The following is a 22435-nucleotide window of genomic DNA, read 5'->3' on the forward strand; positions in this document are numbered from 1 at the left end:
TCAGCCGACCGAAACGGGTCTGAACCTCAAATGTTCAACAGAATCTCGCCAAGTTCATCCGGCATTGAGGCAAAAGGCGAGTGACTGCTTTCGAGGGTATGGACGGTTGTTTTCGACCGCACGTTGGCATCAACGGCCTGGATCATAAACCGCTGCCGATAAATGGGAATCGCGTTATCTTCCAAACATTCAATGTAATGTCTCGGAACAGTTCCGAAATTCCCAGCCGTAATGGGTGACGGCTCTATCCGCACCCCTGCCGGTTCGTCGCAATGCAGGCTTTTACTCACTCTATCAAACGTCTCCTGATCGACATCGCCATAGAAACATTCCTTCATCCGCGCGCGATAGCCTTCGTCCTCACTTCTGGTATTCAGGCGCATCGCCCCAACAACAGACGGATTTGCACATATCAGGGACGGGAGCATTTCATCCGGTTTCGCGTCGCGTTTCGATACTTCCAGTGCGGACATTCCGTTCGGAAGCATCATGGCCGTTAAATAAACTACCGCTCCGATTTCCTCTGGAATTTCTTCTGCCACATGCGACACCGTCAAGCCGCCAAGCGAATGCCCAACCAGAATGGTCTTGCCGCCGGTTTGGCTATTGATGTCGCGAACCACCTTGATAACGGCATCTGTTCGTTCCCGTTGCGTGACATCTGCATTTGGAGAAGGTTCCGTTGCAAAAGCGTCGGCGTCGAAAGGTCGCCGTGTCAGCGAGGCCGGTTCGGACGCATTTGGCCCGGCCCCGGTAAATCAACTGCCTGCACGAGATGCCCTTGCCTTTCAAGGCGAGGCTTTATTTCGGCCCATGTCTCACTGTTATGCCAAGCCCCATGAATAAAGACATATCCCTTGCGTGTTGACATCCCCACTCCCTCGTTTTGTCACCTTGTGATGGCTTGTTCTTGTTATTCGTGATGGCGACGATGCCCGCCTAGAGTTCCTCTTCCTCCGGATCCTCAACTTCATCCAGTTCTTCGCCTGGGTGGGCAAGATCGTTGAAAATACCAGTGGGCTCCGTACTCAAAAGCCCCGCAGCTTTCATCTCGTCAAAGCCCGGAAGGTCCTTGATATCGTCAAGTCCGAAATGAATAAGAAAATCTTCTGTCACGCCGTAGGTGACCGGCCGCCCCGGCGTACGGCGGCGGCCACGCGGGCGTATCCAGCCCGCATCGAACAACACATCCATGGTGCCACGACTGAGGCCAACTCCGCGAATTTCCTCAATCTCGGCGCGGGTCGCTGGTTGATGATAGGCGATAATCGCCAATGTCTCCAACGCGGCGCGGCTGAGACGGCGGGTTGTCTCTCGTTCCTCCTCCAGCAACCAGGAAAGATCCGGTGCCGTCAAGAAAGTCCATTTCCCGGCGAGACGAGTGAGGTTAACGCCTTTATGGCGGTATTGCTCCTCAATTGTCGAAAGGATAGCCGGAATATCCGCGCCGTCGGGCAGACGTTCAGCCAGCGCTGCCTCGTCCAGCGGTTCTTTCGAAGCGAACAATAACGCCTCCGCCATTCTGACATGCTCGGGATCGAGACTCATTTCTCGCTCTTCCTCTTTTTCACCTGAATAGGGCCGAACGTTGCGCCCTGTCGCAACTCCAATTGCCCCTCTTTCGCCATCTGCAGACTTGCCAGCAAGGTCGAGGCCTGAGCCGAACGGCGACTGAAAGGATCTGAGATATTTTCTGGCAGATAGGCCATCAAATCCGTCCATTCCGGCAGCGTGCCGAGCATCTTTTCAAGCCGATCCAGCGCTTCCTCCACCGAGAAGACGGCGTCCCGCATCAGCCGGAGTGGGTTGATAATGCCCTTGCGTTCCTTCTGTGCAGCATAGGCCTGCAACAACTCACGCAGCGTACATTCATATTTCGAATGGCGGGTGATCCGGATGGCTTCCGGACGGCCCCGCTGCAACTGATCCCGCCCAACAACCGTGCCGTTCATCAGCTTTTCCGCCGCCTCTCGCATCGCCTCCAGCTTTTTCAATAGAAAGGCGAGCCGGTCGGCCAGTTCCTCCCCGCTTGGGCCATCATCCTCTTCCGCCGGGAGAAGCAGACGCGATTTCAGATAGGCTAGCCAGGCCGCCATGACCAGATAATCTGCCGCCACCTCAAGCCGTAGCGCGCGGGCCTGCTCGATAAAGGCGAGATATTGCTCGGCCAGTTGCAAAATGGAAATTTTAAGGAGATCGACCTTCTGGTCCCGCGCCAGCACAAGCAACACATCCAGCGGACCTTCGTAGCCGTCGAGATCGACTAGCAGTGCATGAGTGGGAAGCGGAATAACATCGGGGTTTTTCTGTCCCGCATCGTCGAAGGATCCCTTATCCACGGCGCGCCGCCTCTATTGCAAATTGTGAGCCTGTCAGCATTGCAAAAGCCTATCCCAGACCGGCCAGATTGGCAATCAGATTGACCACATAGCTGATGGGCCCGGTGAACAGCCAGTTCAGCAAATCGACCTCCATGCCGAGCTGACGCGTGATCATGGGTAGAAGAAAAATCACGCCGATCAGGATGAAGAAGCCATAGCGTTCCAGCCGGGCGAGTGGCAGGGCAAGACTATCCGGCAGGATTCCAACCGCGACCCGCCCGCCATCGAGCGGCGGCAGCGGAAGTAGGTTAAAAACGCCCAATACAACATTGAGAATAATACCATTTTTACAGTTATGTGCGAGCCATTGAGCGACTTCTCCCGGAAAAAGCGGCAGAAGATGAATCCCAAGTGCAAAGAGGAAGGCGAGCAGAAAATTCATCCCCGGCCCGGCCAGCGCCACCCAGATCATATCACGGCGTGGATTACCCAAGCGGCCGAAGTTCACCGGCACCGGCTTCGCATAACCAAACAGGAACGGAGCCTTGATCAACAACAGGAATCCCGGAATGATGATCGTTCCCATAAGATCGATATGTTTGAATGGATTGAAAGTCACCCGTCCCTGCCGCTTCGCCGTATCATCGCCGAGTTTCCAGGCAACAAAGCCATGCGCAGCCTCATGCAGAGTGATGGCGGTAAGCGCCGGGATAATCCAGACAGAAATCTGGTAGAGAATATTGCCAAAATCCATCAGGCGACGTCCGTTTCAAGAAGTTTGTTTAGCTGTGCTAGGTCCGCCATTGCATCTAACTTGTCAGCTGCGTGATCGAACACACGGTTGCCAAGGGCAATGCGAGTTTGCGTTTCCTCCGTCAAAGGCGGGCAAACGGCCGCGACGTCCTGCATTTCCGCGAGTACGCCCGAACAATGCAGCACGATATCCACTCCGGCCTCCAGCGCGGCAGTAGCCCGTTCTGGCAGACTGCCCGACAGAGCCTCCATATTGAGGTCATCGGTTAGCAACAGGCCATTGAAACCTATCTCGCCCCGGATAATATCCTTGATAATCTTCGCTGACTGGGTCGCAGGATGGTCCGCGTCAATGGCCTCAAACACGATATGGCTGGTCATTCCCCACGGTAACACAGAAAGCGCCTTGAAAGGGAGGAAATCGGTTTCCTGCAAAGTCTCAGGTGCTGTCTCGACATGGGGTAGCGTGTGATGACTATCCACCGTTGCGCGGCCATGGCCCGGCATATGCTTGATCACCGGAATGATCCCGGCGGTCAGCATTTCTTCCGCGACTACCGCACCGAGGCGGGCAACAACTTGCGGATCCTCCGCAAAAGCGCGGTTCCCGATAGCATCCACCGTTTCCGGCAGGGAAAGATCTAGACAAGGCGTGCAATCAACAGTGATCCCCGCCTCTTGCAAGTCCGCCGCGATCAACCGCGTCGTAAGGCGCAGGGTCTCAATCGCCTTCTCCGGGTTGTTCTGATAGAGTTCGCCGAAATACCCAAAGGGCTTCGCCTCGAACCAGTGGGGGCCGCGCAAGCGCTGCACCCGCCCCCTTCTTGATCGATCAGGACCGGCGCATCGGGTCGGCCAACCGCCGTACGCAGGGCTTTCACCAGTTTCCTGAGCTGCTTCGGCGTTTCCACATTGCGGGCAAAAAGGATAAATCCGAAAGGCTGCTCCGCCTTGAAAAATTTCTTCTCCGCCGCGGAAAGTTTAGTCCCCTCGCAGCCAAAAATGACAGAGCGGCATTTTGATAGATCAGCCGCTGACAACGAGACAATCCTGCTTTTGCGCCTTTAAATCATTACAGAGCTTGTTCGCACTATCCCGGCTGCCATAAGCCCCGAGTTGCAGACGGTAATATGTGCCTTTGTCCTTCACATCGACATCCTGCACCCGATAGCTAAGGCCGGAGAGAAGTGATTTATGCTTGGAAGAAAGCATTGACCATTGTTTCTCCGCCGCGTCGGCAGAGCGAAAAGAGCCAACCTGCACCCGATAGCGAGGGCCGCTTGCTTTAGGCTCCTCAACCTTTTTAGGAACCGGAGCGGCCACCACTTCGACCTTTTTCTCTTCCACTTCAGGGGCAACTTTCTCGACAACAACTTCCGGCTTTTTGACCGCAACTGTCGCGCTCTCGCTTGCTCCTGACGTGTTCGCCGCCTTCGAAGCTGCCTCCGCTGCCGACGGAGCGTCTTTCGTCGCCTTCTCGATCAGGGTTTCAAGCTTACTGTCGTCGGCGGCCTTTTCTGCCGTACTCACCGCGGCATCGGCCGCTTGTTCGGCCACGTCATCCTTGATCGCGTCTTCCGGCGGCGGCATCAGCTTCTCCACCTTTTCCGGTGCGTCACCAGACTGGAGAACGCTGAAAACCTCTTTATCCTGATTGGGAATGTCCATCCCGCCCGGATCGTCGGGCTTGACCTTGACGGGCGATGTGTCGGCGCTGATGATCGGCGGGGCAAGTTGAACGCCTTTTTTCACACCTTGATCATAAGCGTACCAGATACCAACACCGAAACCGCCGACAATCAGAATGGCTAGAATACCGCCGATCCATTTCTTGCGGCTGAAGCGGGGTTCGTCATCACCATCGTAGAAGTCGTCGTCCAAGTAGTCATCTTCGCCAGTCACTTAACCATACTCCCTTACTGTATCAACGCCGAGAAGCCCCACGCCGCCGCTTAAAATTCTGTCGAGCGCGCCCAACAAGCAATGCCGCGCCGATCCCTCCGCCTCCGCCATCAGATAGTTTGACGATATGGGATGCACTCGCTCTACAAGACGGAAAAATAGCAAGGAAAGCTCATGGAGGAAAGAGGCGAGATAAAAAGCATCTCGCTTACCTAAAGCCTGTTCGAGCGCGAGTGGCCAGTCATTCAGCCGCCGCGCCAGCATCACTTCCTCCGGCAATACTAAAACTGACATATCCACCCCATCACTCACCCCGGTTTCCGCTGCCTCCGTCGTCGCGCCGAGCCGTTGCAGCAGCAGGCGCGTGTAAGGTATCGCGAAAACAGGATTATCATAACGCCGGTCTATGGCCAAAATAGGGCTGAACGCGTCGATAAACCCGGGCGGATTGGCCAGAACGGCAAAGCGCGCCTTTGCCTCGGTGCATTTTGCTATTGCCGTGGTATGGGGAAATCCCTCAGCTTCCCGCGCAGGCCTGGTTTCTCGTTCAACATATGCGCCCACCGTTGTTGCGATCCGCGACAAGGCCTCGAAATTCACCTGCTGACGGTAACTCGCAAGATCGACAACTTCTTCCGGCGCTGGAAAAGTGTATTTTTTCGACGCCATCCCCCCAATACCAAATTCCGGCCCTTCTTCAAAAACCGGTATTATATTATTTAACCAGTAAATAATATTGTATTTAAGATTGAGATAGCCATTATCCTCCAGTCGGACATCGGCAATACCGTCCAATTTCTCAAAGGCGTCACGGAGTTTTTGTGAGAGTAAATTAAAGTCAATATTTTCTATTGATTTCAATACTATAAATGAATTTGATGATAAATCACCATAGGATTTTTCTTTCGGCGGTCGTAAGGTTATCTGCCGCCTCAACGCCGCATCGGGAAACTCAACCGTATCAAGGACGGCATTCAGCGCCGCGCGGGCCTGGGTTATATAACTCATGGACATAATACAGTTTACTTTTCCGGACCGTCGATTGACAAACAAGCTTAGGATTAATACATCATTTGCTATATAGTCTCTATAACGAAGGCCAGTTGCCTTTGTAAGTTGGGAATTTAAGTACAATGTCTGTCATGGATAATATGGAGCCTCCCGTCAAGTTGTCGGAATCGGCGGCGGACCGGATCAATGCCATTGTCGAGGAAATGAACTCCGACAAGAAAATGCTGCGTGTCGCAGTTAATGGCGGCGGCTGCTCCGGCTTTCAATACAGCTTCGATCTGGAGGATACGCAAAATCCGGACGATGTGGCGGTCATCAACAAGGGCGCGACCCTGCTGGTGGACCAAATGTCGCTGTTGTATCTCGCCGGATCAGAAATCGATTTCGTCGAGGATATGATCGGTGCGTCATTCCAGATCAAGAACCCCAACGCGACGGCTTCCTGCTCCTGCGGATCGTCATTTGCCATTTGATTGACTCCCTAAAAATGTTAGAAAAAGGGCCCGGCGGAATACCGGGCTTTTTTGTGGGGTAAGAGATGAAGATAGCCAGCTGGAATGTCAATTCGGTGAAAGCCCGCCTGCCGCGGCTTGTCGATTATCTCAAAAACTATGCCCCGGATGTACTCTGCCTGCAGGAATTGAAGGTCATTGACGATGCCTTCCCCCGGCTTGAGGTGGAGGACCTTGGCTATAATGTCGAGACCCATGGCCAGAAGACCTATAATGGAGTGGCGATCCTTTCCAAATCCCCGATCGAGGATGTGATGCGCGGCCTTCCGGGCGATGACGCGGACGAGCAGGCCCGCTATATCGAGGCAACTATCGAGAATGTCCGCATTGCCTCTATCTATCTGCCGAACGGAAATCCAACGGATACGGAGAAATTTCCCTATAAGCTTGGCTGGATGGACCGATTGATAACCCGTGCGAATTACCTCCTCACGCTGGAGGAACCCACTGTGCTTGGCGGTGACTATAACGTCATCCCACAGGATGAGGATTGCTACGATCCTAAAGCCTGGGAAGGCGACGCCCTCACCCGTCCGGAGAGCCGTAACCGCTTCCGCCAGATCCTCAATCTCGGCTACACCGACGCCTATCGCGCCTTTACGAGTGAGGTGAACTACACCTATTGGGACTATCAGCGCGGCGCGTGGCAGAAGGATAACGGCATCCGCATTGATCATCTCCTCCTCTCCCCACAGGCTGCCGACCGAATGACGGAGGTTGGCATCGACAAGGGCCCACGCGGGCAGGAAAAGCCCTCCGACCATACGCCGATCTGGGTCAATCTTGCGGACTAGATCAGAAAAATATTAAGGATTTCCGGCTATGCTGCGCCTTTCGATGCCTGAAGAGGTGGGATTATGGGCCGGCATGCAAATATTGAACTGATCACCGAGGCAGAAGCGCGGCAAAACCCAGCGCTCCTGACTGCAAAAATGTCCTGGAAAAGGCATTTCATCGTCGCGCTGTTCCTCTTGGGCTGGAGCATCGGATTTCCTGCATTCCTTGGGATCAACAGCCTCTTCAACATCGGGGGCTCGCTTTTCAGCCTCCTTTTCGGTGTCTTTATCTGGTTCTTTTGCAGCATCACGGTGCTGACCTGCGCCCTGATCGGCCTTGTCTTTCTCTCCTCCGCGCTTGCCGCCATGCGGGACAGCAACTGGACGCTCCGTGCCACGCCGGAGGGGGTCTATCTCAAGCTTCGCAATTACGGCGATTACCGCTTGAATGCCACCGATCCCATCGTCGCCTTTATTCCGAAGCGGGAGATCCGAGCGCTTCACTTCATGGGGCAGAAAACCCGCATGGTAACCGATCCAGACATCCCGGAGGATAAGCATCTTCACAAGGAAGAATGGCTTGAAATTGCGCTCTACGGGACCGATCTTACCCTGATCGACGACGCCCTTGGAAAAGAACGTACCCGCAAGGGTCCGACATGGATCAAGGGGGTTACCACCCATGCCAAGGGCGCGGACATCAAGCTAAGCGCGGAGACCGGCATCATCCGCGTCGACTGGAATACCCGCAAGACCCGCTTCACCCCTCCCTTGAAAGAGGTCGAAACTATTCTGGGCGGGCTTTACCTGACGGAAAAGGAGGAAGCGGCGGAGGAAGCCCCGCTCCTCACCCTCTCACAGGAGCGCCAGGAAGATCGCCTGCGCGAGATGGTCCGCCGCGGCGACGCCATCGGTGCCACCGCGCTCGTGCGTGAAATCCATGGCTTTTCGCTCACCGAAGCGCATCAGTATTTAAAGAGTTTGTGAGGGGTGGAAATCCCATCACTGGTTCAATGCCTTATGAAAGTTAGAAAATCTCTCAACCATTTTTTGCATTTCTAGGCAGTTTGCTATCTTGACCACAGCACCATGGCCTCTCGGGTTCACCCAGAAGGCCGTACGCGATCGCAAAGTCAGCATCCTCCCGATAGATGTCCTTATATAGCTTAAGTGCGGTTTCGCTTATGCCTGTATGATGATATTCATTGCATATCTCGCTATAGCGGACAGCCACACCATACATCCAGGCATCCGATTTCTCGTGTAACTTATTGGGTTGTAAGAGAAAAGGACGATTGCCCTGCGAAGGATCATAGAGGCTATCCAGAACGGCCCAGTAAACCTGATTTCCTTCTTCATTTTCAAGGACCAGACTTTCATCAACCCATAGCGCTCCATAGCATCCGGATATTTCCTGGCTCTGACGATATAGTTTCAGGCTGCCACACACCTTATCTGGCTCCTCAGTCCACCAGAACCCCTCACTCTTGCGCATCGTCAACCAGCTTTCATCATAAAAGGTGGCGAGCAGTTTCTTCTTTTCTCCCCCTCTTCCGTCAAGGAAAAGGCAACCCTCTGCCCGTCTCTCGTAATCCCGATGATATTGGCACCCTGCACGAATAACTTTATTTGTTCCACATCAAGGAACTGCCCCTCGAATTTGTTTTGCCGCAGCGAGATCACAATTTCATTCAGTTTTACGGCACTGACCTGATCTGAAATGGCATTTGCATTCGTCTGCTCTTCACCCTCGCAGGAAGTCAGAAGCGATATCATAAGAAACGCTAGAAAAAATTCGAAGAGGAAAAATTTTGCAAGCAATTTATTTTCGCCTACGAGGTAAGCCATTCCTGCGCTTTTAGGAGTCTGTCTTTAAATTCATCACAGCGCTTGAAACCAATCACGCCATCATGGCCTGTGAAATTCTCAAACCGTGCGTATCCTCGTTTAAAATCGGGGTCATCTTCGAGGGCTTGCTTGATTTCCAATGCCGTCAGATTATCAAGTCCGGTTCCGCGAAATTGGGTGCAAACCTCACTATAACTAAGCATATATCCAATATTATATTTCTGGACCTTACTAAGTGTCGCTTTACGGACAAGCTCCGTATTTCCTATTTCGCCAAGAACGGTAAATCTGGAAAACACTTCGTTCTTGTTACCAACCAGAAGATACCCGTCTCCCTCACGGTAAACGAAAAAACACTCATCATCCGCCGTGAAAAAACTACTTAGCTTGTGACAATATCGATTATTCTCTATCCACCATCTACCTTGATCTGTTGGATTTCTTTTCTGTCCAGGACCATAAAGCTCAACACCAAGCCCGTGGTTCTTATTCAAAGTTGCGAGGTATTTTCTGCCACGGAAAGTCTCCCCGTTGACGATCATCCCGGAAAAATTTGCTTCTATTTCCTCTGCGCCAACTTTTTCTCCCAAATCACCACCCGCCAATATCACGGGCGTCACGCTATTTTCATATTCCGACACGGCTTTACTTAGGAAATCAGGGCCTTTCCCATAGACAATTGTATCTCCGACAGCAAAAATCTCGCAGTCATCAGATTGCTTGGCGCATTCCTTCCGGGCGCGTTCAATCGCTTCTTCAACCGAGTAATAACCATAGGAATAACCATAAGCATCTTTCGATTTGCTATAAAAAAACGCTAGGAAATCGGCATAACCGTTCTTTCGGGAGCGGTCAGTAAAAACTTTATAGGCGCCCTTGGAAATTCCACCCGTCTCTGATGAAATATCATGCGGTGAACTCTGACAGGACACTAGCACAAGCATACCTAAAAATATTAGTAGAGAAAAACGCATTGATACCTCAATAATTATTAAAAACTGCGGTTAATAGAGGACCCGAACTTTACGACCCCTGATAAACATTTTCTCGGCCAACAGATTTGTATGGAAGCCTGTAGCCGTTACCACACAATTGGCCACTGCGGTCTCCACCTGCGCTTGGGCCGACAGGAAATCTGTGGAAGTTATCTCCTCTTCTCCAATAATAATTTTTGCATATTTCAACCATTCCACATTGATGTCCTCTTTTATGCCTTCCGATTTCACGTAAAAGCCGCAAATTCTAAGATTAGCTCCCTCTTTCATGCGTTTGAGATAAACAAGCGTTTTACTGCCGGAGTAGGTCCCACTCCATCTTATCGTGTGCACATCAAAACTATTGTCATACGCCCGATGGGTAACTGGTCCAACCCTGTCCGGTGTTGCACATCCTGCTACTGACAGGGTTATAATCAACAAAAGAATCCAACGCAGAAACATATGATCCCCTCAAATGAATGAACGCGCAAAATTCGCGTATTTTTTCAACTATTAAAGGTGTAGTGCCGCTTGAGGTCAAGGGAATTTGGAAAAACTTTTACGAGAATTGCGTGTTAACCATAAAAAAGCCCGCCGGGGTTTCCGGCGGGCTTTTTCTGTTGGGTGTGCGCTTATTGGCTAGCGCTTGAGCTGATCAACGTCGCGGACGGCGCCTCTTGCGGCGCTGGTGGTGAGGGCGGCGTAGGCGCGGAGCGCGGTGGTGATTTTGCGGGCACGTGGTTTCGTCGGCGCCCATCCGGCATCGCCCTTCGCATCCATCCTGATCCGCCGGTCCGCCATTTCCTCATCGGAAATTCGCAGGTTTATGGTCCGGTTCGGGATGTCGATATCGATGATATCCCCTTCCTCCACTAAGCCGATTGCCCCGCCTTCCGCCGCTTCCGGAGAGACATGGCCGATAGAGAGGCCGGACGTGCCGCCGGAAAAACGTCCGTCGGTCAGCAGCGCGCATTGCTTGCCGAGCCCCTTCGATTTGAGGTAGGAGGTCGGGTACAGCATTTCCTGCATACCTGGGCCGCCCTTCGGCCCTTCATAGACGATAACCACAACATCGCCCGCCTTGATCTCATCACCAAGGATGCCCTCAACCGCCGCGTCCTGACTTTCGAAAACACGGACCGGACCGGAGAAAACAAGACTGCCCTCATCAACACCCGCTGTCTTGACTATACAACCATCCAGCGCAATATTCCCGTAAAGAACGGCAAGCCCGCCATCCTGTGAATAGGCATGCTCCTTCGCACGGATACAACCATTTTCCCGGTCTACATCAAGGCTGGGATAACGCTTAGACTGGCTGAACGCCTCCGTCGTGCGGATCCCGCCGGGGCCGGCGCGGTAAAACTCCTGCACTGTGTTACTGCGAGTTTTGACAACATCCCAAAGCTCAATCGCCTCCGCCATTGTCGGCGAATGCACCGTCGGCACATCGGTATGCAAAAGCTCTGCCCGGGACAGCTCCCCCAACAGGCCCATGATCCCGCCAGCGCGATGCACATCCTCCATATGATAGGTTTGGATACTTGGCGCGACTTTACATAGATGCGGCACACCGCGGCTTAGGCGGTCAATATCCTCCATCTTGAAATCGACCTCCCCTTCCTGCGCGGCAGCAAGAAGATGAAGGACGGTATTGGTCGAACCGCCCATGGCGATATCCAGCGTCATTGCATTTTCGAACGCCTCGAAACTGGCGATTTCGCGCGGCAGCAAGCCCGGTTCATCCATTTCATAGTGGCGGCGCGTAATATCAACAATGGTCCGCGCCGCATCAAGAAAGAGCTGCTTGCGGTCCGCATGGGTCGCGAGCATGCTACCGTTCCCGGGAAGCGCAAGGCCAAGTGCTTCTGTCAGGCAGTTCATGGAATTGGCAGTGAACATGCCCGAGCAGGACCCGCAGGTCGGACAGGCAGAGCGTTCTACTTCCGCAACTTCCGCATCGCTCACATTCGGATCCGCCGCCTGGATCATCGCATCAATGAGATCAAGGCCGATTTCCTTGCCGTCGGCCATTCCCTTCCCGGCCTCCATCGGGCCGCCGGAAACGAACACCACCGGGATATTGAGCCGCATCGCCGCCATTAACATACCGGGTGTGATCTTGTCACAGTTGGAAATGCAGACTAACGCATCGGCGCAATGGCCATTGACCATATATTCCACGGCATCGGCGATCACCTCCCGCGACGGCAGGCTGTAAAGCATTCCGTCATGGCCCATTGCGATCCCGTCATCGACAGCGATGGTGTTGAATTCCTTGGCGACACCACCGCATTTTTCGATTTCCCGCGCAACCATCTGGCCGAGGTCCTTCAGATGCACATGACCGGGGACAAACTGGGTGAAACTGTTGGCAATCGCAATAATCGGCTTGTCGAAATCGCCGTCCGTCATGCCGGTGGCGCGCCAGAGCGCGCGGGCACCTGCCATGTTACGTCCCTGCGTGGTGGTCTTCGATCGATACTGGGGCATATTCTTCTCTTTCTTGAAATCTATTCCCTCTAGTTAATACGATCGGCGAGCAAGGACAAGCGCAAGCCCGGATTTACAAGGGTCACAAGGATATTTTTCACGCAAATACTCCTTATACTTGTTTATAATATTTTATTTACTATTTTTAAGATTATTTACTTCTTAAACCAAGAGGCGTTGAAACAATGCAATGCGAAGGAATAACGCGCGCCGGGCAGCGCTGTCGAAATAACGCCCTGGATGATGAAATCTTCTGCGAGATACATATGCGGATCAACCGCACCTATAACCTCGCCCTGCTGGTCCCGTTTCTGACCACGCTGTTGCTCTGCTATTTCTTTGTCTTCGGGTTATTTTTTGAAACGCTGCACTACGGCGTGTTCGACATCCAGTATCTGAAGTTTGCAGGGCTTGATGATTTTTTCATCAGCGCACTCAGGAACGGCGGTGTGTTGACGGTTATTATCCTGAAATCCTGGATTTTTTATACGATTATTCTTGCCGTTATTTTCGGTATCTGGCTTTTGATCAAGGTCACTTTGTCCACCTCGCACAAGCATCTGAAACCCGTCCGGCGACTCAAAATCATCGGCCTCAGCCTCGGAATTTTCATCCTAAACGTCCTGCATATGTTCGTGTTCCTCCTGCCCAAGCGCAACCGCAAGAACCCGTCCCAAATTCTAATCGGGAGGGAGCATCTGGCACTTTCCCTTCATCGCCATAAGAAAGCGCTCCACCCGGCCGCCGGTCCCGAAGCGGTCAATACTGCGCGCACCGTCTATCGCCGGTTTCTGGCAGTGTGTACTTTCAACAATCACCGTTTCTTCGTGACCATCCTGCTTCTCGTACTGGCCTCCACCGGCTCAATCCTCTATGCTGGTCATCAGGCGCAGGATTTACGCGAATGTATTATCATGGTGGCCGACAAGAAGATCGTCCCTGCCGCAACAGAGACTGAAACTCTCTATCCGGCACTTAATATTTCAAACCTTTGTCATAGCGATTTGGCCGACTTACCCGAAGAGGTCGACGTGTCGAAAAAATTCCAACGCAGCCTGACCAATTTTTTCAGCTTCCCTGTCGTGCAGTTGAACCAGAAAGATAGCGCGGAGCCGGTTCTCTACCTTGGTTCGACCTCCCGGTTTGAGCTGTTCTTTAACGGCAGCACCCGCCTGCCCTTCGCCGTGCCGGTGCAAAATCTCGGGCCCCTCTATGAGCAGGACCGGGGCGAGAAAGAAATCAATTTTGCCGAAATTGAGAGCAAGATCGATACAGTCGAAAAGCTGGCGCGGGCAAACTCCGAAGATATCGCAACCCTCACCAAGTCAACACAGCAACGCGAACAGACTGACACTGCGAACCTCAAATTGAAACTCGACTCACTGGAACGGAGCGCCGCAAAATCCGAGATGGCGCTCAACACGCTTGAAAAAAGCCTTGGCCGGATCTCTTACGCGCTTAACGAAGTGGAACTCGATCACACTAAACGCATTGTGGCCACCATACCAGACTACTGCTGGAATCAATCTCCGCATATGGTGGTCACCTTCAAAATCGGCTCCACAGCCGTTTCCGGCGCGAAAACAAAAAAGCTGATCCGCGAACTCGCGGGTCGCTATCTTGACAGCGGTGCCCATTTCATTGTCATTTCGGGTCATTCAGACCCCAGCGGTTCAAGCTTTGATAATTATCGCCTGTCCCGCCAGCGCGCGGCAGCGGTAACCGATCTGATGACGGATGTCGGCCTCAACAAGACCGCGCTCTATATGATAGGCCGGGGCGAGGATACCAGTAATAACCTGCCCCAACGACGGGTGGAAATCAGGGATTGCTCACGTCGAGGGTAAAACCCTCGGCGGTCAACTCACCTGTTTTTCCTTGTCCGACCAATAGGGCTTGCGCAGCTCGGTTTTTAGGATTTTCCCAGCCCCGGAAAGAGGCAGCGGGTCTTCCACAAAACCGATGCTGCGCGGGCATTTAAAACCGGCGATCAGGGTATGACTGAACTCGATGATCTCGGCATCCGTCGCCTCCTGCCCCTCATGCAGGCGGACGATGGCATGGACCTGCTCACCCCAGGTTTCATGCGGGATGCCGATCACCGCGCATTCAGCGACCGCCGGATGCTGATAGACCGCATTTTCCACCTCAGCAGAATAGACATTCTCCCCGCCGGAGATGATCATGTCCTTCACCCGGTCAACAATATAGACAAAACCCTGCTCATCCATATAGCCACCGTCGCCGGAATGCATCCAGCCACCGCGAAGCGCTTCCGCTGTTTGTTCGGGCTTGTTCCAATATCCAAGCATGACATTGGCGCCGCGCACGCAAACCTGCCCGACGGTGCCATAGGGCACCTCTTCATCGTTGGCATCCAGGATCCGTACCTCGCTGGAATAGACCGCCCGGCCCGCCGATTTGAAGCGCCCCGCATTCGGCCCCTCCAGCACATGGAATTCAGGCCCGGTAAAAGTGACCAGCGGTGCACATTCGGTCTGGCCATAGGCATGGGTAAAGCCCGCGTCAGGCAAAACTTCCAGCGCCTTCTTGATGACCGCTTCCGGCATGGGCGACGCGCCATAAATAATATCTTTCAGGCTCGACATGTCATAGTTAGGAAGCGCCGGGTCATTGACCACCATATTGACCATTGTCGGTACCAGCAGCGTGTTGGTGATTTTGTATTTCTCCACTGCCTCCATTGTGCCCTGCGGCGTAAACCCCGGAATAAAGACATGCGTGCCCATGCCCATGGTCGTCCCGAAGACCGCAGCGCCATCGGCGATATGAAACATCGGCGCCACATGCAGCCATCGGGCGTTTTCCTCGAAACTGAAGCAAGGCATTGCGTTCAACGTATTGACAACAAAGTTCGTGTGGCTCAGCATCACCCCCTTGGAGACGCCTGTCGTCCCGCCGGTATAGAAAAGCCCGGCAATGTCGTCGTAGCCTCGCCCCGCGTCCGCTACCGGTTCATGGCGCTCAATCAGGGCTTCGTAGTTAAGCATCCCTTCCGGCGTATCCCCATCACCGATATAGATAATTTCCCGCAGGCTCGCGACCCGCTTTTTCAGCTCTGGCACAGCCGGTGCAAAAGCATCATCGACGAGCAGCACTTCCGAGCCGGAATCATCCAGCCAGTAGGCAAATTCCGGCACCGCGAGGCGCGTATTGACCGGAACGAACACCCCCCCGCCCATGGTGTCGCATAATAGAACTCCAGATATCGGTCGGAGTTATGGGCAAGAATGGCCACCCGCTCCCCCTTTGTAATCCCTAGTTCGCGTAGCGCACCTGCAAATTTCTGCACCCGCCCCCCAAATTCACTATAGGTCCTCTCCCGACCGGCGCAAATTGTGGCTAGGCAATCACCCTTGGTCTGGACGGCCCGTGACAATAACTGTGATATAAACATTCCCTGCTCCCTTTTTATTTTTCGAAGTATTAGAGAATTCGGGAGGAAGGTAAAGAGAAAGGATGCCATCGCAGGAAATGGGCGAATACATTGCATATTGCCCACCGCCGAAACTTGCGCCATTGTGGTTTTGGCAGAAATCTAACAATAAAGGGCCGCATGTCTGAAATCACCCTGACAGAAGCACGAGACTTCTTCGACAACAGCTTCGCCGACTGGATCAAGGATCTGGACATCACCATCACCGACATTACGAAGGACAGCGCAACGATGCGCATTCCGGCAACTGACAGGATCAATCGCCTCGGCGGAATGATCTGCGGTCAGGCGATCATGGCGCTTGCCGATACGGCAATGGTCTTTGCTGTCGCCGCCAATGCGGGATCATTTGTCTCCATGACCTCGGTCAATATGCAGACGACCTTCCTGCGTCCGGCGGAAGGGGAAGAACTTTACGCCGTGGCGCAAATCGTGAAATCTGGAAAGCGGCTCGTTTATGGGGATGTGAATTTACATATGGGAGATGCGGCAAAACCGGTCGCCCATGTGACGACCAGCGTCATGCTGCTATAACGCGTCGGTTATTTCTTCAGGAATGATCCCTGCCGATGATCATCGATCAATCGGTCGGATAGTTTCGGCGACGCCAGTCGGATCCGCTGTCTCTGCGGGGCTTCCCCGGTGTCATAAATATCTTCATTATCCTGAAAGCTTGGTGGAACGCGAACGAATTCTTCCGTATCCGCGCCGTAACTCTCCCGCGCCGGACGATAGCCCCGCGACAACAGAGAGTGATAATGCCAGGCGTTATAGACGAAAATAAAGACCGGCATGGAAAAGCCAAGCGTCGCCAAATTGACCAGCGACATGCCGACAAAGCCGAGAATATGGCCCCGGTACAGTGCCGGGAACGGCCCGAAAAACAAGCACGTCCAAGAGATCCCCGTATAGGCAATCGCCCGCTTACGGGTCTGCGACTCGATCATCGGAATGGCGTAGGCCATTTTTTGCCTCCAAAGCAGAAGTTCTGCCGTCACCCCGATCCATAATTGTCGCCCTGATCGGTGTGTTTCGGCGCTTTTCTCCTGCGACAAGAGGTAGCAAGAATTTCTTTACAAAGTCTTGCTATCTGTCTGCATTTTTACGAAAACTTTATCGTCCGGTCGCCCGGAAAATCATTTCTCGTTTAAATACAACATCTTATAAAAGCCCGTCGAAATTATGACATTTTCGGGGAGTTTTCGAGGATATGGCAGCCCCTGCCTATTCATAGCCGGGAGGTGGCGTAAAGCCGCCAAACGCCTCCTCAATCAGCTGACACAGCTTGAGGGAGGTTTTATCCTCACCATAGGCCGCGACAGCCTGCAACCCGACGGGAAGACCGGCTGGCGTAATTCCGGCCGGCACAACGGTGGAGGGCAGGTCGACCATATTCGGGTAGCCCGCCCAAAACATCTGATCCGTGCTCGGCTGCAGATTGCCATTGATATCAATCATCCGATCCTGCCGCTCTCCCTTCTGGTTTTGTGGGAAGGCGGGCCCGGCGGCGGCGGGGCAGATAAGGATATCCCATTCCTCAAAGAACGACGCCCATTTCCGCGCCATCAAATGCCGCTCGTTATTGATGCGTAACCATTCCTTATGCGGCAGTGTCCCCGCCCGCGCCATCAGGGTGAGATAGCTTTTATCGTCAGGATCGGCTTCGGCAACGATTTTACGGAACCGTTCCTGTTGCTCATCGGAAAGCGCGCCGGAGGTTGCCGCCCGCAGCAGCAGGATATAGGTCTCATAGGCCGCAGCAATCGGGATATCCGGCCGCGCGGTGCGGCTCACGCGGGCACCCGCCGCCTCCAGCTTGTCGGCAATGCCATTTAACGCCGCCTGATAGTCATTGTCCACATCGAAGCCCTCCGCACTTGTCATCACGGCAACGCGGAAGTCTTTAAGGTGCCGATGACGCGCGGGCTTCAGATCAAGGGCCCATGCCGAATTCTGCGGGCTTCCCGCCCCCGCCATCACATCAAGCGCGATCTCCAGGTCGAACGCGGAGCGAGCAAGTGGCCCTAGCACGGCTATATCGCTGTCGGCGACAATCCCCGGTGGCTTCTGGCCGTGCCCCGGAATAACGCCGTAGGTCGGCTTATGGCCACACACACCACAATAATGGGCGGGATTACGGATGGACGCACCAATGTCAGAGCCGGTCTCGATCCCGGAAAGCCCCGCTGCCAGCGCCGCCGCCGAGCCGCCCGAGGACCCCCCGGTGTCAGGCTCATATCCCAAGGGTTGTTCGTTGTACCGTAGATATCGTTAAAGCTCTGCCAGTCGGCGAGCATGAAGGGCACATTGGTCTTGCCGAAGATATTCGCACCCGCATCGAGGAGCCTCTGCACACTTAAGGCATTCTTCTCCGGGAAATGATCCTTCCACGCCGGGTTGCCCCATGTCGACGGGCTGCCAACAAGATTATAGCTTTCCTTGATCGTCATCGGCACACCATGGAGCGGGCCAAGTCGGTCGCCTCTGCTGCGCGCTTCATCCGCATCCCGTGCGCGTTTCCGCGCTGTCTTCTCATCCATCCAGATCACGGCGTTGAGATCGCCGTTATATTTCCCGATCCGCGCAAGATAATGATCAAGCAGTTCTTCCGCGCCGATTTCCCCTTGAGCGATTTTCGCCGCCTGTTCATGGGCGGACGCAAAATGAATATCTGTCATGGATGTGTTCCCTCTTTGCTGATGCCGGGTATTCCCGACTTTTCATTTCCTGAAATTATAAGTTGAAGTGTAAGTCTATTTTCCCTCCCGTCTCAATGACAAAGTGAAAAGCCCGCATTGACATGCGCATTTCCCTCGCTACAAAAAGCAGATAGTATGACATTTTTGTTGCTATATCAGAGTAAGATTGATCGCCATGTCCCCTTCCCCTTCCCCTTCCCCTTCTCCCGTGAAGACTCCGCTGCGCAACCGCGTTGTCTTGATGATCGTCTGTACGCTGTTGGCGGCGCTCCTACTCGCGTCCAATTTGACCGAGTTTTATGACGTCATTTGGAAAAGCCTTGATACGCGGGTATTCCGCAGCCTGAACAGCACGGTGACGCCAGATGGTTTCCTCACCCAGTTCTGGGCCTGGACGAACAGCAAGACCTTCGATCAGGGAACCTTTGTCGCCATGCTGCTTATCTGTGTTTACATAGTGCTATCAACGGAGCGGAAAGACCGAATAGAGGTCATGGCCAAGATCGGATCGATCACCTTTCTAATCCTGATTGCCTTGCTGGTGTCAAAAAAGGGGGTTGGCGAGTTTATTCACCCAAGCCCCGGTCTCGCCCTCACCCCGTTTAACAACATAAACGACTATATCACCGGCTATACGGTCAAAACTTCGACCGACAACTCCTTCCCCGGCGATCATGCCATGACCAGCGCATTGTTTGCGGGCGGGGTTATTATGCTGTTTCGGAATCGTCCCTATATTGCGACGTTAAGCGTTCTGCTGATGGTATTCGTCAGCGTCCCACGCCTCGCGGGTGGCGGACACTGGGTGACAGACGTGATCGTCGGTGGCGGTGCGGCCTGCCTGATCCTGCTGCCGTGGCTGAAAATCTGCCCGCTTGTCCGCTGGATGGACAGCCTTCTTAACTGGGGATGGAGAAAAGTCCCTGCCTTTATGCAGAGTTGGGCCGGACGCCCGTAAGCGTCCGGTAAGCCCTAAAGTTCCGCGAGGCGGGCCGCCGCGTCATTCAACTTGGCGAGTTGGGTTTCAGCATCCGCAAGCTTCGCCTTCTCCCCCTCGACGACATCAGCCGGGGCATTGGCGACGAACTTCTCATTGCCGAGCTTCTTATTGAGGCCCGTCATATAGCCAGAAAGCTTACCGATTTCCTTTTGAAGCCGTGCTTTTTCCGCATCGAGATCCATGGCGCCTGCAAGATATAGGATAACTGTGGCACCTTTATAAACAATCTGCAATGCACCCTTCGGTACTGGTGCATTCGTTTTAGTCGAACCGCCCGGGCGCTCCTCTAACCTCGCTAAACGATCCACCATATTCTGATTTCCTTTATACCATATCCTCTGTTCAACATTTACATCGTTAAACTGCATCGGGATTTTCGCGCCCGCCGGAATATTCATTTCACTGCGCACTCCACGAATGCTGGTAATTAGGCCCTGCACCCATTCCATTTCTTCCGCCGCTTTCGCAAATATATCGACTGCATCCGCCGGATAGACAGGCCAGTCGGCAATGATCAGGTCGGTATCCCGCGTGGCGGCAACACTGCCCCAAAGCTCCTCGGTGACAAACGGCATGAAGGGATGCAGGATTTTCAGGATCTGGTCCAATGTCCAAGCCGCGGTTGCCATGGTTTCCTGGTCTTGTTGGTTTCCGAACTGAAGCTTCGCGAATTCCAGATACCAGTCGCAGAAGACATTCCAGGTGAAGGCGTATATGGCATTGGATGCATCGTTGAAGCGATATCCCTCCAGCGCAGCACGAACCGCCGCCTCGCATTTGACCGTCTCGCCAACTATCCATTGATTGATGGTTTCCTTGACCGTAAAGGGATCGAAGCCGTCCGGCACCTTGCACTCATTCATCTCGCAGAAGCGTGCCGCATTCCATAGCTTGGTCGCAAAATTGCGGTACCCCTCGACCCGCTGTTCGGAGAGGCGGACATCGCGGCCCTGCGCCGCACTGGTGGAGAGGAAGAACCGCAGCGCATCGGCGCCGTATTTATCCATCAGCTCCAGCGGATCGACCACATTGCCCTTGGATTTCGACATCTTCGCACCATGTTCGTCACGGACCAGCGCATGAATATAGACCGTGTGGAACGGCACCTCGTCCATGAAATGCAGGCCCATCATCATCATCCGGGCGACCCAGAAGAAGATGATATCGAAGCCGGTGACCAGCACATCCGTCGGATAGTATCGCGCAAGTTCCGGCGTCTTGTCGGGCCAGCCGAGAGTCGAGAACGGCCAGAGCGCGGAGGAGAACCAGGTGTCCAACACGTCCGTATCGCGGGTGATTTCCTCTTTCTTGCCGTAATGCGCTTCGGCGGCGGCAAAGGCCGCCTCTTCCGTTTCCTCAACGAAGATCATCCCGTCCGGGCCAAACCAGGCGGGAATACGATGGCCCCACCAGAGCTGACGCGAGATGCACCAGGGCTGGATATTGCGCATCCAGTCGTAATAGGTGTTCGTCCATTTCTCGGGCACAAATTTCGTCTTGCCGCTTTCCACCGCGCGAATGGCGGGCTGGGCCAGCGTTGCTGCATCGGCGAACCACTGATCGGTGAGCAAGGGCTCAATGATCACACCGGAGCGGTCGCCATAAGGCACCGTATGCGGATGATCATCGATCTTTTCGAGAAGCCCGAGGTTTTCCATCTCGGCGACGACTTTCTTGCGCGCCTCGAACCGTTCCATGCCCCGATAGGCTTCGGGCACCGTGTCGTTCAGATGCGCGTTCTCGTCCATGATATTGATGACATCGAGACCGGCTCGCTTGCCAACCTCAAAGTCGTTGAAATCATGGGCAGGCGTGATTTTCACCGCGCCGGACCCCTGTTCCGGGTCCGCATAGTCATCGGCGACAATCGGGATACGCCGCCCAACGATTGGCAGGATGGCAAACTTGCCGACAAGATCCTTGTAACGCTCATCCTCCGGGTGAACCGCAATGCCCGTATCGCCAAGCATGGTTTCGGGGCGTGTGGTCGCAACGGTGATAAAGCGCCCCTCTTCCCCCTCGACCGGATAGCGGAAGTGCCACATATGGCCGTTGACTTCCTTCTGCTCAACCTCAAGGTCGGAAATCGCCGTATGGAATTTCGGGTCCCAGTTGACCAGCCGCTTGTCGCGATAGATCAGGCCTTCCTTATAGAGCTGGACGAACACCTTGCGCACGGCCTTGGAGAGGCCTTCATCCATGGTGAAGCGTTCGCGATCCCAGTCACAGGTCGCGCCAAGGCGCTGAAGCTGTTCGAAAATCTGGCCCCCGGACTGGTCTTTCCATTCCCAGACCTTGTCGATGAATTTCTCGCGGCCGAGATCATGGCGGGTCATCCCCTGTTCGCCAAGCTGGCGCTCCACGACCATCTGGGTGGCGATACCGGCGTGGTCCATGCCCGGCTGCCAGAGCGTATCCTTGCCCCGCATCCGCTCGAACCGGATCAGCACATCCTGCAACGTGTTATTGAGCGCATGGCCCATATGCAGGCTGCCCGTCACGTTCGGCGGCGGGATCACAATCGTGTAGCTATCGTCGGATTTGGCGCGGCCGCAAGCAAACGCCCCTTGCTCCATCCATTTTGAATAGAGCTTTCCTTCGACCTCATCGGGTCGATAAGACTTGTCCAGCATTGCTGAACCTTTCTTTATTTATTCTTCGGCAAAAAATTCGGGAGTAATATAGT

21 protein-coding genes and 2 pseudogenes are annotated in these 22435 nt (G+C 53.9%); 6 read left to right on the top strand and 17 right to left on the bottom strand.

The window, feature by feature from the left end; all coding sequences use genetic code 11:
* Positions 1 to 26 precede the first annotated feature (26 nt).
* The 8 genes from AC0L73_RS02945 to AC0L73_RS02980 form a co-directional block, all read right to left on the bottom strand.
* Positions 27 to 719, bottom strand: coding sequence for an alpha/beta fold hydrolase (locus tag AC0L73_RS02945; RefSeq protein ID WP_473655409.1), 693 nt, complete (start codon positions 717 to 719; stop codon positions 27 to 29).
* Positions 716 to 871 carry a hypothetical protein gene (locus AC0L73_RS02950; RefSeq protein WP_473654816.1) on the bottom strand — a complete coding sequence of 52 codons (156 nt, stop codon included), beginning with the start codon at positions 869 to 871 and terminating at the stop codon, positions 716 to 718. Before AC0L73_RS02950 ends, AC0L73_RS02945 begins: the two co-directional genes overlap by 4 nt.
* A 68-nt stretch (positions 872 to 939) precedes the next feature.
* The gene (scpB, locus tag AC0L73_RS02955) at positions 940 to 1548 is read right to left on the bottom strand and encodes an SMC-Scp complex subunit ScpB (RefSeq protein ID WP_227950492.1); all 609 of its coding nucleotides are present in this window, start codon (positions 1546 to 1548) and stop codon (positions 940 to 942) included.
* A complete protein-coding gene (locus AC0L73_RS02960; protein ID WP_227950490.1) occupies positions 1545 to 2339 on the bottom strand; it encodes a segregation and condensation protein A in 795 nt (264 codons plus the stop codon). The genes scpB and AC0L73_RS02960 overlap by 4 nt, the downstream gene beginning before the upstream one ends.
* 49 nt (positions 2340 to 2388) lie before the next feature.
* Positions 2389 to 3075, bottom strand: a complete 687-nt coding sequence (locus tag AC0L73_RS02965) for a site-2 protease family protein (RefSeq protein WP_227950487.1) — start codon at positions 3073 to 3075, stop codon at positions 2389 to 2391.
* Positions 3075 to 3887 carry a glycoside hydrolase family 3 N-terminal domain-containing protein gene (locus AC0L73_RS02970; RefSeq protein WP_473654817.1) on the bottom strand — a complete coding sequence of 271 codons (813 nt, stop codon included), beginning with the start codon at positions 3885 to 3887 and terminating at the stop codon, positions 3075 to 3077. Before AC0L73_RS02970 ends, AC0L73_RS02965 begins: the two co-directional genes overlap by 1 nt.
* A 213-nt stretch (positions 3888 to 4100) precedes the next feature.
* Positions 4101 to 4976, bottom strand: a complete 876-nt coding sequence (locus AC0L73_RS02975) for an SPOR domain-containing protein (RefSeq protein WP_227950483.1) — start codon at positions 4974 to 4976, stop codon at positions 4101 to 4103.
* Positions 4977 to 5984, bottom strand: coding sequence for a DALR anticodon-binding domain-containing protein (locus AC0L73_RS02980; RefSeq protein ID WP_473654818.1), 1008 nt, complete (start codon positions 5982 to 5984; stop codon positions 4977 to 4979). It abuts the gene before it with no gap.
* Positions 5985 to 6109: 125 nt separating this feature from the next.
* Between AC0L73_RS02980 and erpA the strand changes: the two genes are divergently transcribed.
* The 3 genes from erpA to AC0L73_RS02995 all read left to right on the top strand — a co-directional run bounded on the left by erpA (position 6110) and on the right by AC0L73_RS02995 (position 8262).
* Complete coding sequence (gene erpA, locus AC0L73_RS02985) at positions 6110 to 6460, top strand: iron-sulfur cluster insertion protein ErpA (protein WP_473654819.1); 351 nt, start codon at positions 6110 to 6112, stop codon at positions 6458 to 6460.
* A gap of 65 nt (positions 6461 to 6525) precedes the next feature.
* The gene (gene xth / locus AC0L73_RS02990) at positions 6526 to 7293 is read left to right on the top strand and encodes an exodeoxyribonuclease III (protein ID WP_227950469.1); all 768 of its coding nucleotides are present in this window, start codon (positions 6526 to 6528) and stop codon (positions 7291 to 7293) included.
* Between the two features lie 63 nt (positions 7294 to 7356).
* Complete coding sequence (locus tag AC0L73_RS02995) at positions 7357 to 8262, top strand: hypothetical protein (RefSeq protein ID WP_473654820.1); 906 nt, start codon at positions 7357 to 7359, stop codon at positions 8260 to 8262.
* Between the two features lie 52 nt (positions 8263 to 8314).
* Here AC0L73_RS02995 and AC0L73_RS03000 read toward each other — a convergent pair whose 3' ends face one another.
* The 5 genes from AC0L73_RS03000 to ilvD all read right to left on the bottom strand — a co-directional run bounded on the left by AC0L73_RS03000 (position 8315) and on the right by ilvD (position 12593).
* The gene (locus AC0L73_RS03000) at positions 8315 to 8776 is read right to left on the bottom strand and encodes a hypothetical protein (protein ID WP_473654821.1); all 462 of its coding nucleotides are present in this window, start codon (positions 8774 to 8776) and stop codon (positions 8315 to 8317) included.
* Positions 8773 to 9051, bottom strand: a complete 279-nt coding sequence (locus tag AC0L73_RS03005; protein ID WP_473654822.1) for a hypothetical protein — start codon at positions 9049 to 9051, stop codon at positions 8773 to 8775. The genes AC0L73_RS03000 and AC0L73_RS03005 overlap by 4 nt, the downstream gene beginning before the upstream one ends.
* 56 nt (positions 9052 to 9107) lie before the next feature.
* Positions 9108 to 10055: a DUF4189 domain-containing protein gene (locus AC0L73_RS03010; RefSeq protein ID WP_473654823.1), complete on the bottom strand. Its 948-nt coding sequence runs from the start codon at positions 10053 to 10055 to the stop codon at positions 9108 to 9110.
* 72 nt (positions 10056 to 10127) lie between these two features.
* Positions 10128 to 10562, bottom strand: coding sequence for a hypothetical protein (locus AC0L73_RS03015; RefSeq protein WP_473654824.1), 435 nt, complete (start codon positions 10560 to 10562; stop codon positions 10128 to 10130).
* A gap of 177 nt (positions 10563 to 10739) precedes the next feature.
* Positions 10740 to 12593, bottom strand: coding sequence for a dihydroxy-acid dehydratase (gene ilvD, locus AC0L73_RS03020; protein WP_473654825.1), 1854 nt, complete (start codon positions 12591 to 12593; stop codon positions 10740 to 10742).
* 185 nt (positions 12594 to 12778) lie between these two features.
* Here ilvD and AC0L73_RS03025 point away from each other — a divergent pair, with 185 nt between their 5' ends.
* A complete protein-coding gene (locus AC0L73_RS03025) occupies positions 12779 to 14440 on the top strand; it encodes an OmpA family protein (RefSeq protein WP_473654826.1) in 1662 nt (553 codons plus the stop codon).
* A 12-nt stretch (positions 14441 to 14452) separates the two neighbouring features.
* Here AC0L73_RS03025 and AC0L73_RS03030 read toward each other — a convergent pair.
* A pseudogene (locus tag AC0L73_RS03030) lies at positions 14453 to 16011 on the bottom strand (long-chain-fatty-acid--CoA ligase).
* Positions 16012 to 16170: 159 nt separating this feature from the next.
* On the opposite strand from AC0L73_RS03030, the gene AC0L73_RS03035 reads away from it, so the two are divergent.
* The gene (locus AC0L73_RS03035; RefSeq protein WP_227950453.1) at positions 16171 to 16584 is read left to right on the top strand and encodes a PaaI family thioesterase; all 414 of its coding nucleotides are present in this window, start codon (positions 16171 to 16173) and stop codon (positions 16582 to 16584) included.
* An 8-nt stretch (positions 16585 to 16592) separates the two neighbouring features.
* Here the strand turns inward: AC0L73_RS03035 and AC0L73_RS03040 are convergent, their stop codons facing one another.
* Both AC0L73_RS03040 and AC0L73_RS03045 read right to left on the bottom strand, forming a co-directional pair.
* The gene (locus AC0L73_RS03040) at positions 16593 to 17015 is read right to left on the bottom strand and encodes a hypothetical protein (protein ID WP_227950451.1); all 423 of its coding nucleotides are present in this window, start codon (positions 17013 to 17015) and stop codon (positions 16593 to 16595) included.
* A gap of 259 nt (positions 17016 to 17274) precedes the next feature.
* Positions 17275 to 18728, bottom strand: a pseudogene (locus AC0L73_RS03045) (amidase).
* Between the two features lie 196 nt (positions 18729 to 18924).
* Here AC0L73_RS03045 and AC0L73_RS03050 point away from each other — a divergent pair.
* Positions 18925 to 19707 carry a phosphatase PAP2 family protein gene (locus tag AC0L73_RS03050; RefSeq protein ID WP_473654827.1) on the top strand — a complete coding sequence of 261 codons (783 nt, stop codon included), beginning with the start codon at positions 18925 to 18927 and terminating at the stop codon, positions 19705 to 19707.
* Between the two features lie 14 nt (positions 19708 to 19721).
* Here AC0L73_RS03050 and AC0L73_RS03055 read toward each other — a convergent pair whose 3' ends face one another.
* On the bottom strand, positions 19722 to 22382 hold the full coding sequence (locus AC0L73_RS03055) for a valine--tRNA ligase (RefSeq protein WP_473654828.1): 2661 nt from the start codon (positions 22380 to 22382) through the stop codon (positions 19722 to 19724).
* Between the last annotated feature and the right edge of the window lie 53 nt (positions 22383 to 22435).

Source organism: Sneathiella sp. D3-11 (genome assembly GCF_055809395.1).

Coding starts and splice junctions, on each gene's coding strand:
- AC0L73_RS02950 (WP_473654816.1), bottom strand. CDS start 871: ATGTCAACACGCAAGGGATATGTCTTTATTCATGGGGCTTGGCATAAC.
- scpB (WP_227950492.1), bottom strand. CDS start 1,548: ATGAGTCTCGATCCCGAGCATGTCAGAATGGCGGAGGCGTTATTGTTC.
- AC0L73_RS02965 (WP_227950487.1), bottom strand. CDS start 3,075: ATGGATTTTGGCAATATTCTCTACCAGATTTCTGTCTGGATTATCCCG.
- AC0L73_RS02980 (WP_473654818.1), bottom strand. CDS start 5,984: ATGAGTTATATAACCCAGGCCCGCGCGGCGCTGAATGCCGTCCTTGAT.
- erpA (WP_473654819.1), top strand. CDS start 6,110: ATGTCTGTCATGGATAATATGGAGCCTCCCGTCAAGTTGTCGGAATCG.
- xth (WP_227950469.1), top strand. CDS start 6,526: ATGAAGATAGCCAGCTGGAATGTCAATTCGGTGAAAGCCCGCCTGCCG.
- AC0L73_RS02995 (WP_473654820.1), top strand. CDS start 7,357: ATGGGCCGGCATGCAAATATTGAACTGATCACCGAGGCAGAAGCGCGG.
- AC0L73_RS03005 (WP_473654822.1), bottom strand. CDS start 9,051: ATGATATCGCTTCTGACTTCCTGCGAGGGTGAAGAGCAGACGAATGCA.
- AC0L73_RS03015 (WP_473654824.1), bottom strand. CDS start 10,562: ATGTTTCTGCGTTGGATTCTTTTGTTGATTATAACCCTGTCAGTAGCA.
- ilvD (WP_473654825.1), bottom strand. CDS start 12,593: ATGCCCCAGTATCGATCGAAGACCACCACGCAGGGACGTAACATGGCA.
- AC0L73_RS03025 (WP_473654826.1), top strand. CDS start 12,779: ATGCAATGCGAAGGAATAACGCGCGCCGGGCAGCGCTGTCGAAATAAC.
- AC0L73_RS03035 (WP_227950453.1), top strand. CDS start 16,171: ATGTCTGAAATCACCCTGACAGAAGCACGAGACTTCTTCGACAACAGC.
- AC0L73_RS03040 (WP_227950451.1), bottom strand. CDS start 17,015: ATGGCCTACGCCATTCCGATGATCGAGTCGCAGACCCGTAAGCGGGCG.
- AC0L73_RS03050 (WP_473654827.1), top strand. CDS start 18,925: ATGTCCCCTTCCCCTTCCCCTTCCCCTTCTCCCGTGAAGACTCCGCTG.
- AC0L73_RS03055 (WP_473654828.1), bottom strand. CDS start 22,382: ATGCTGGACAAGTCTTATCGACCCGATGAGGTCGAAGGAAAGCTCTAT.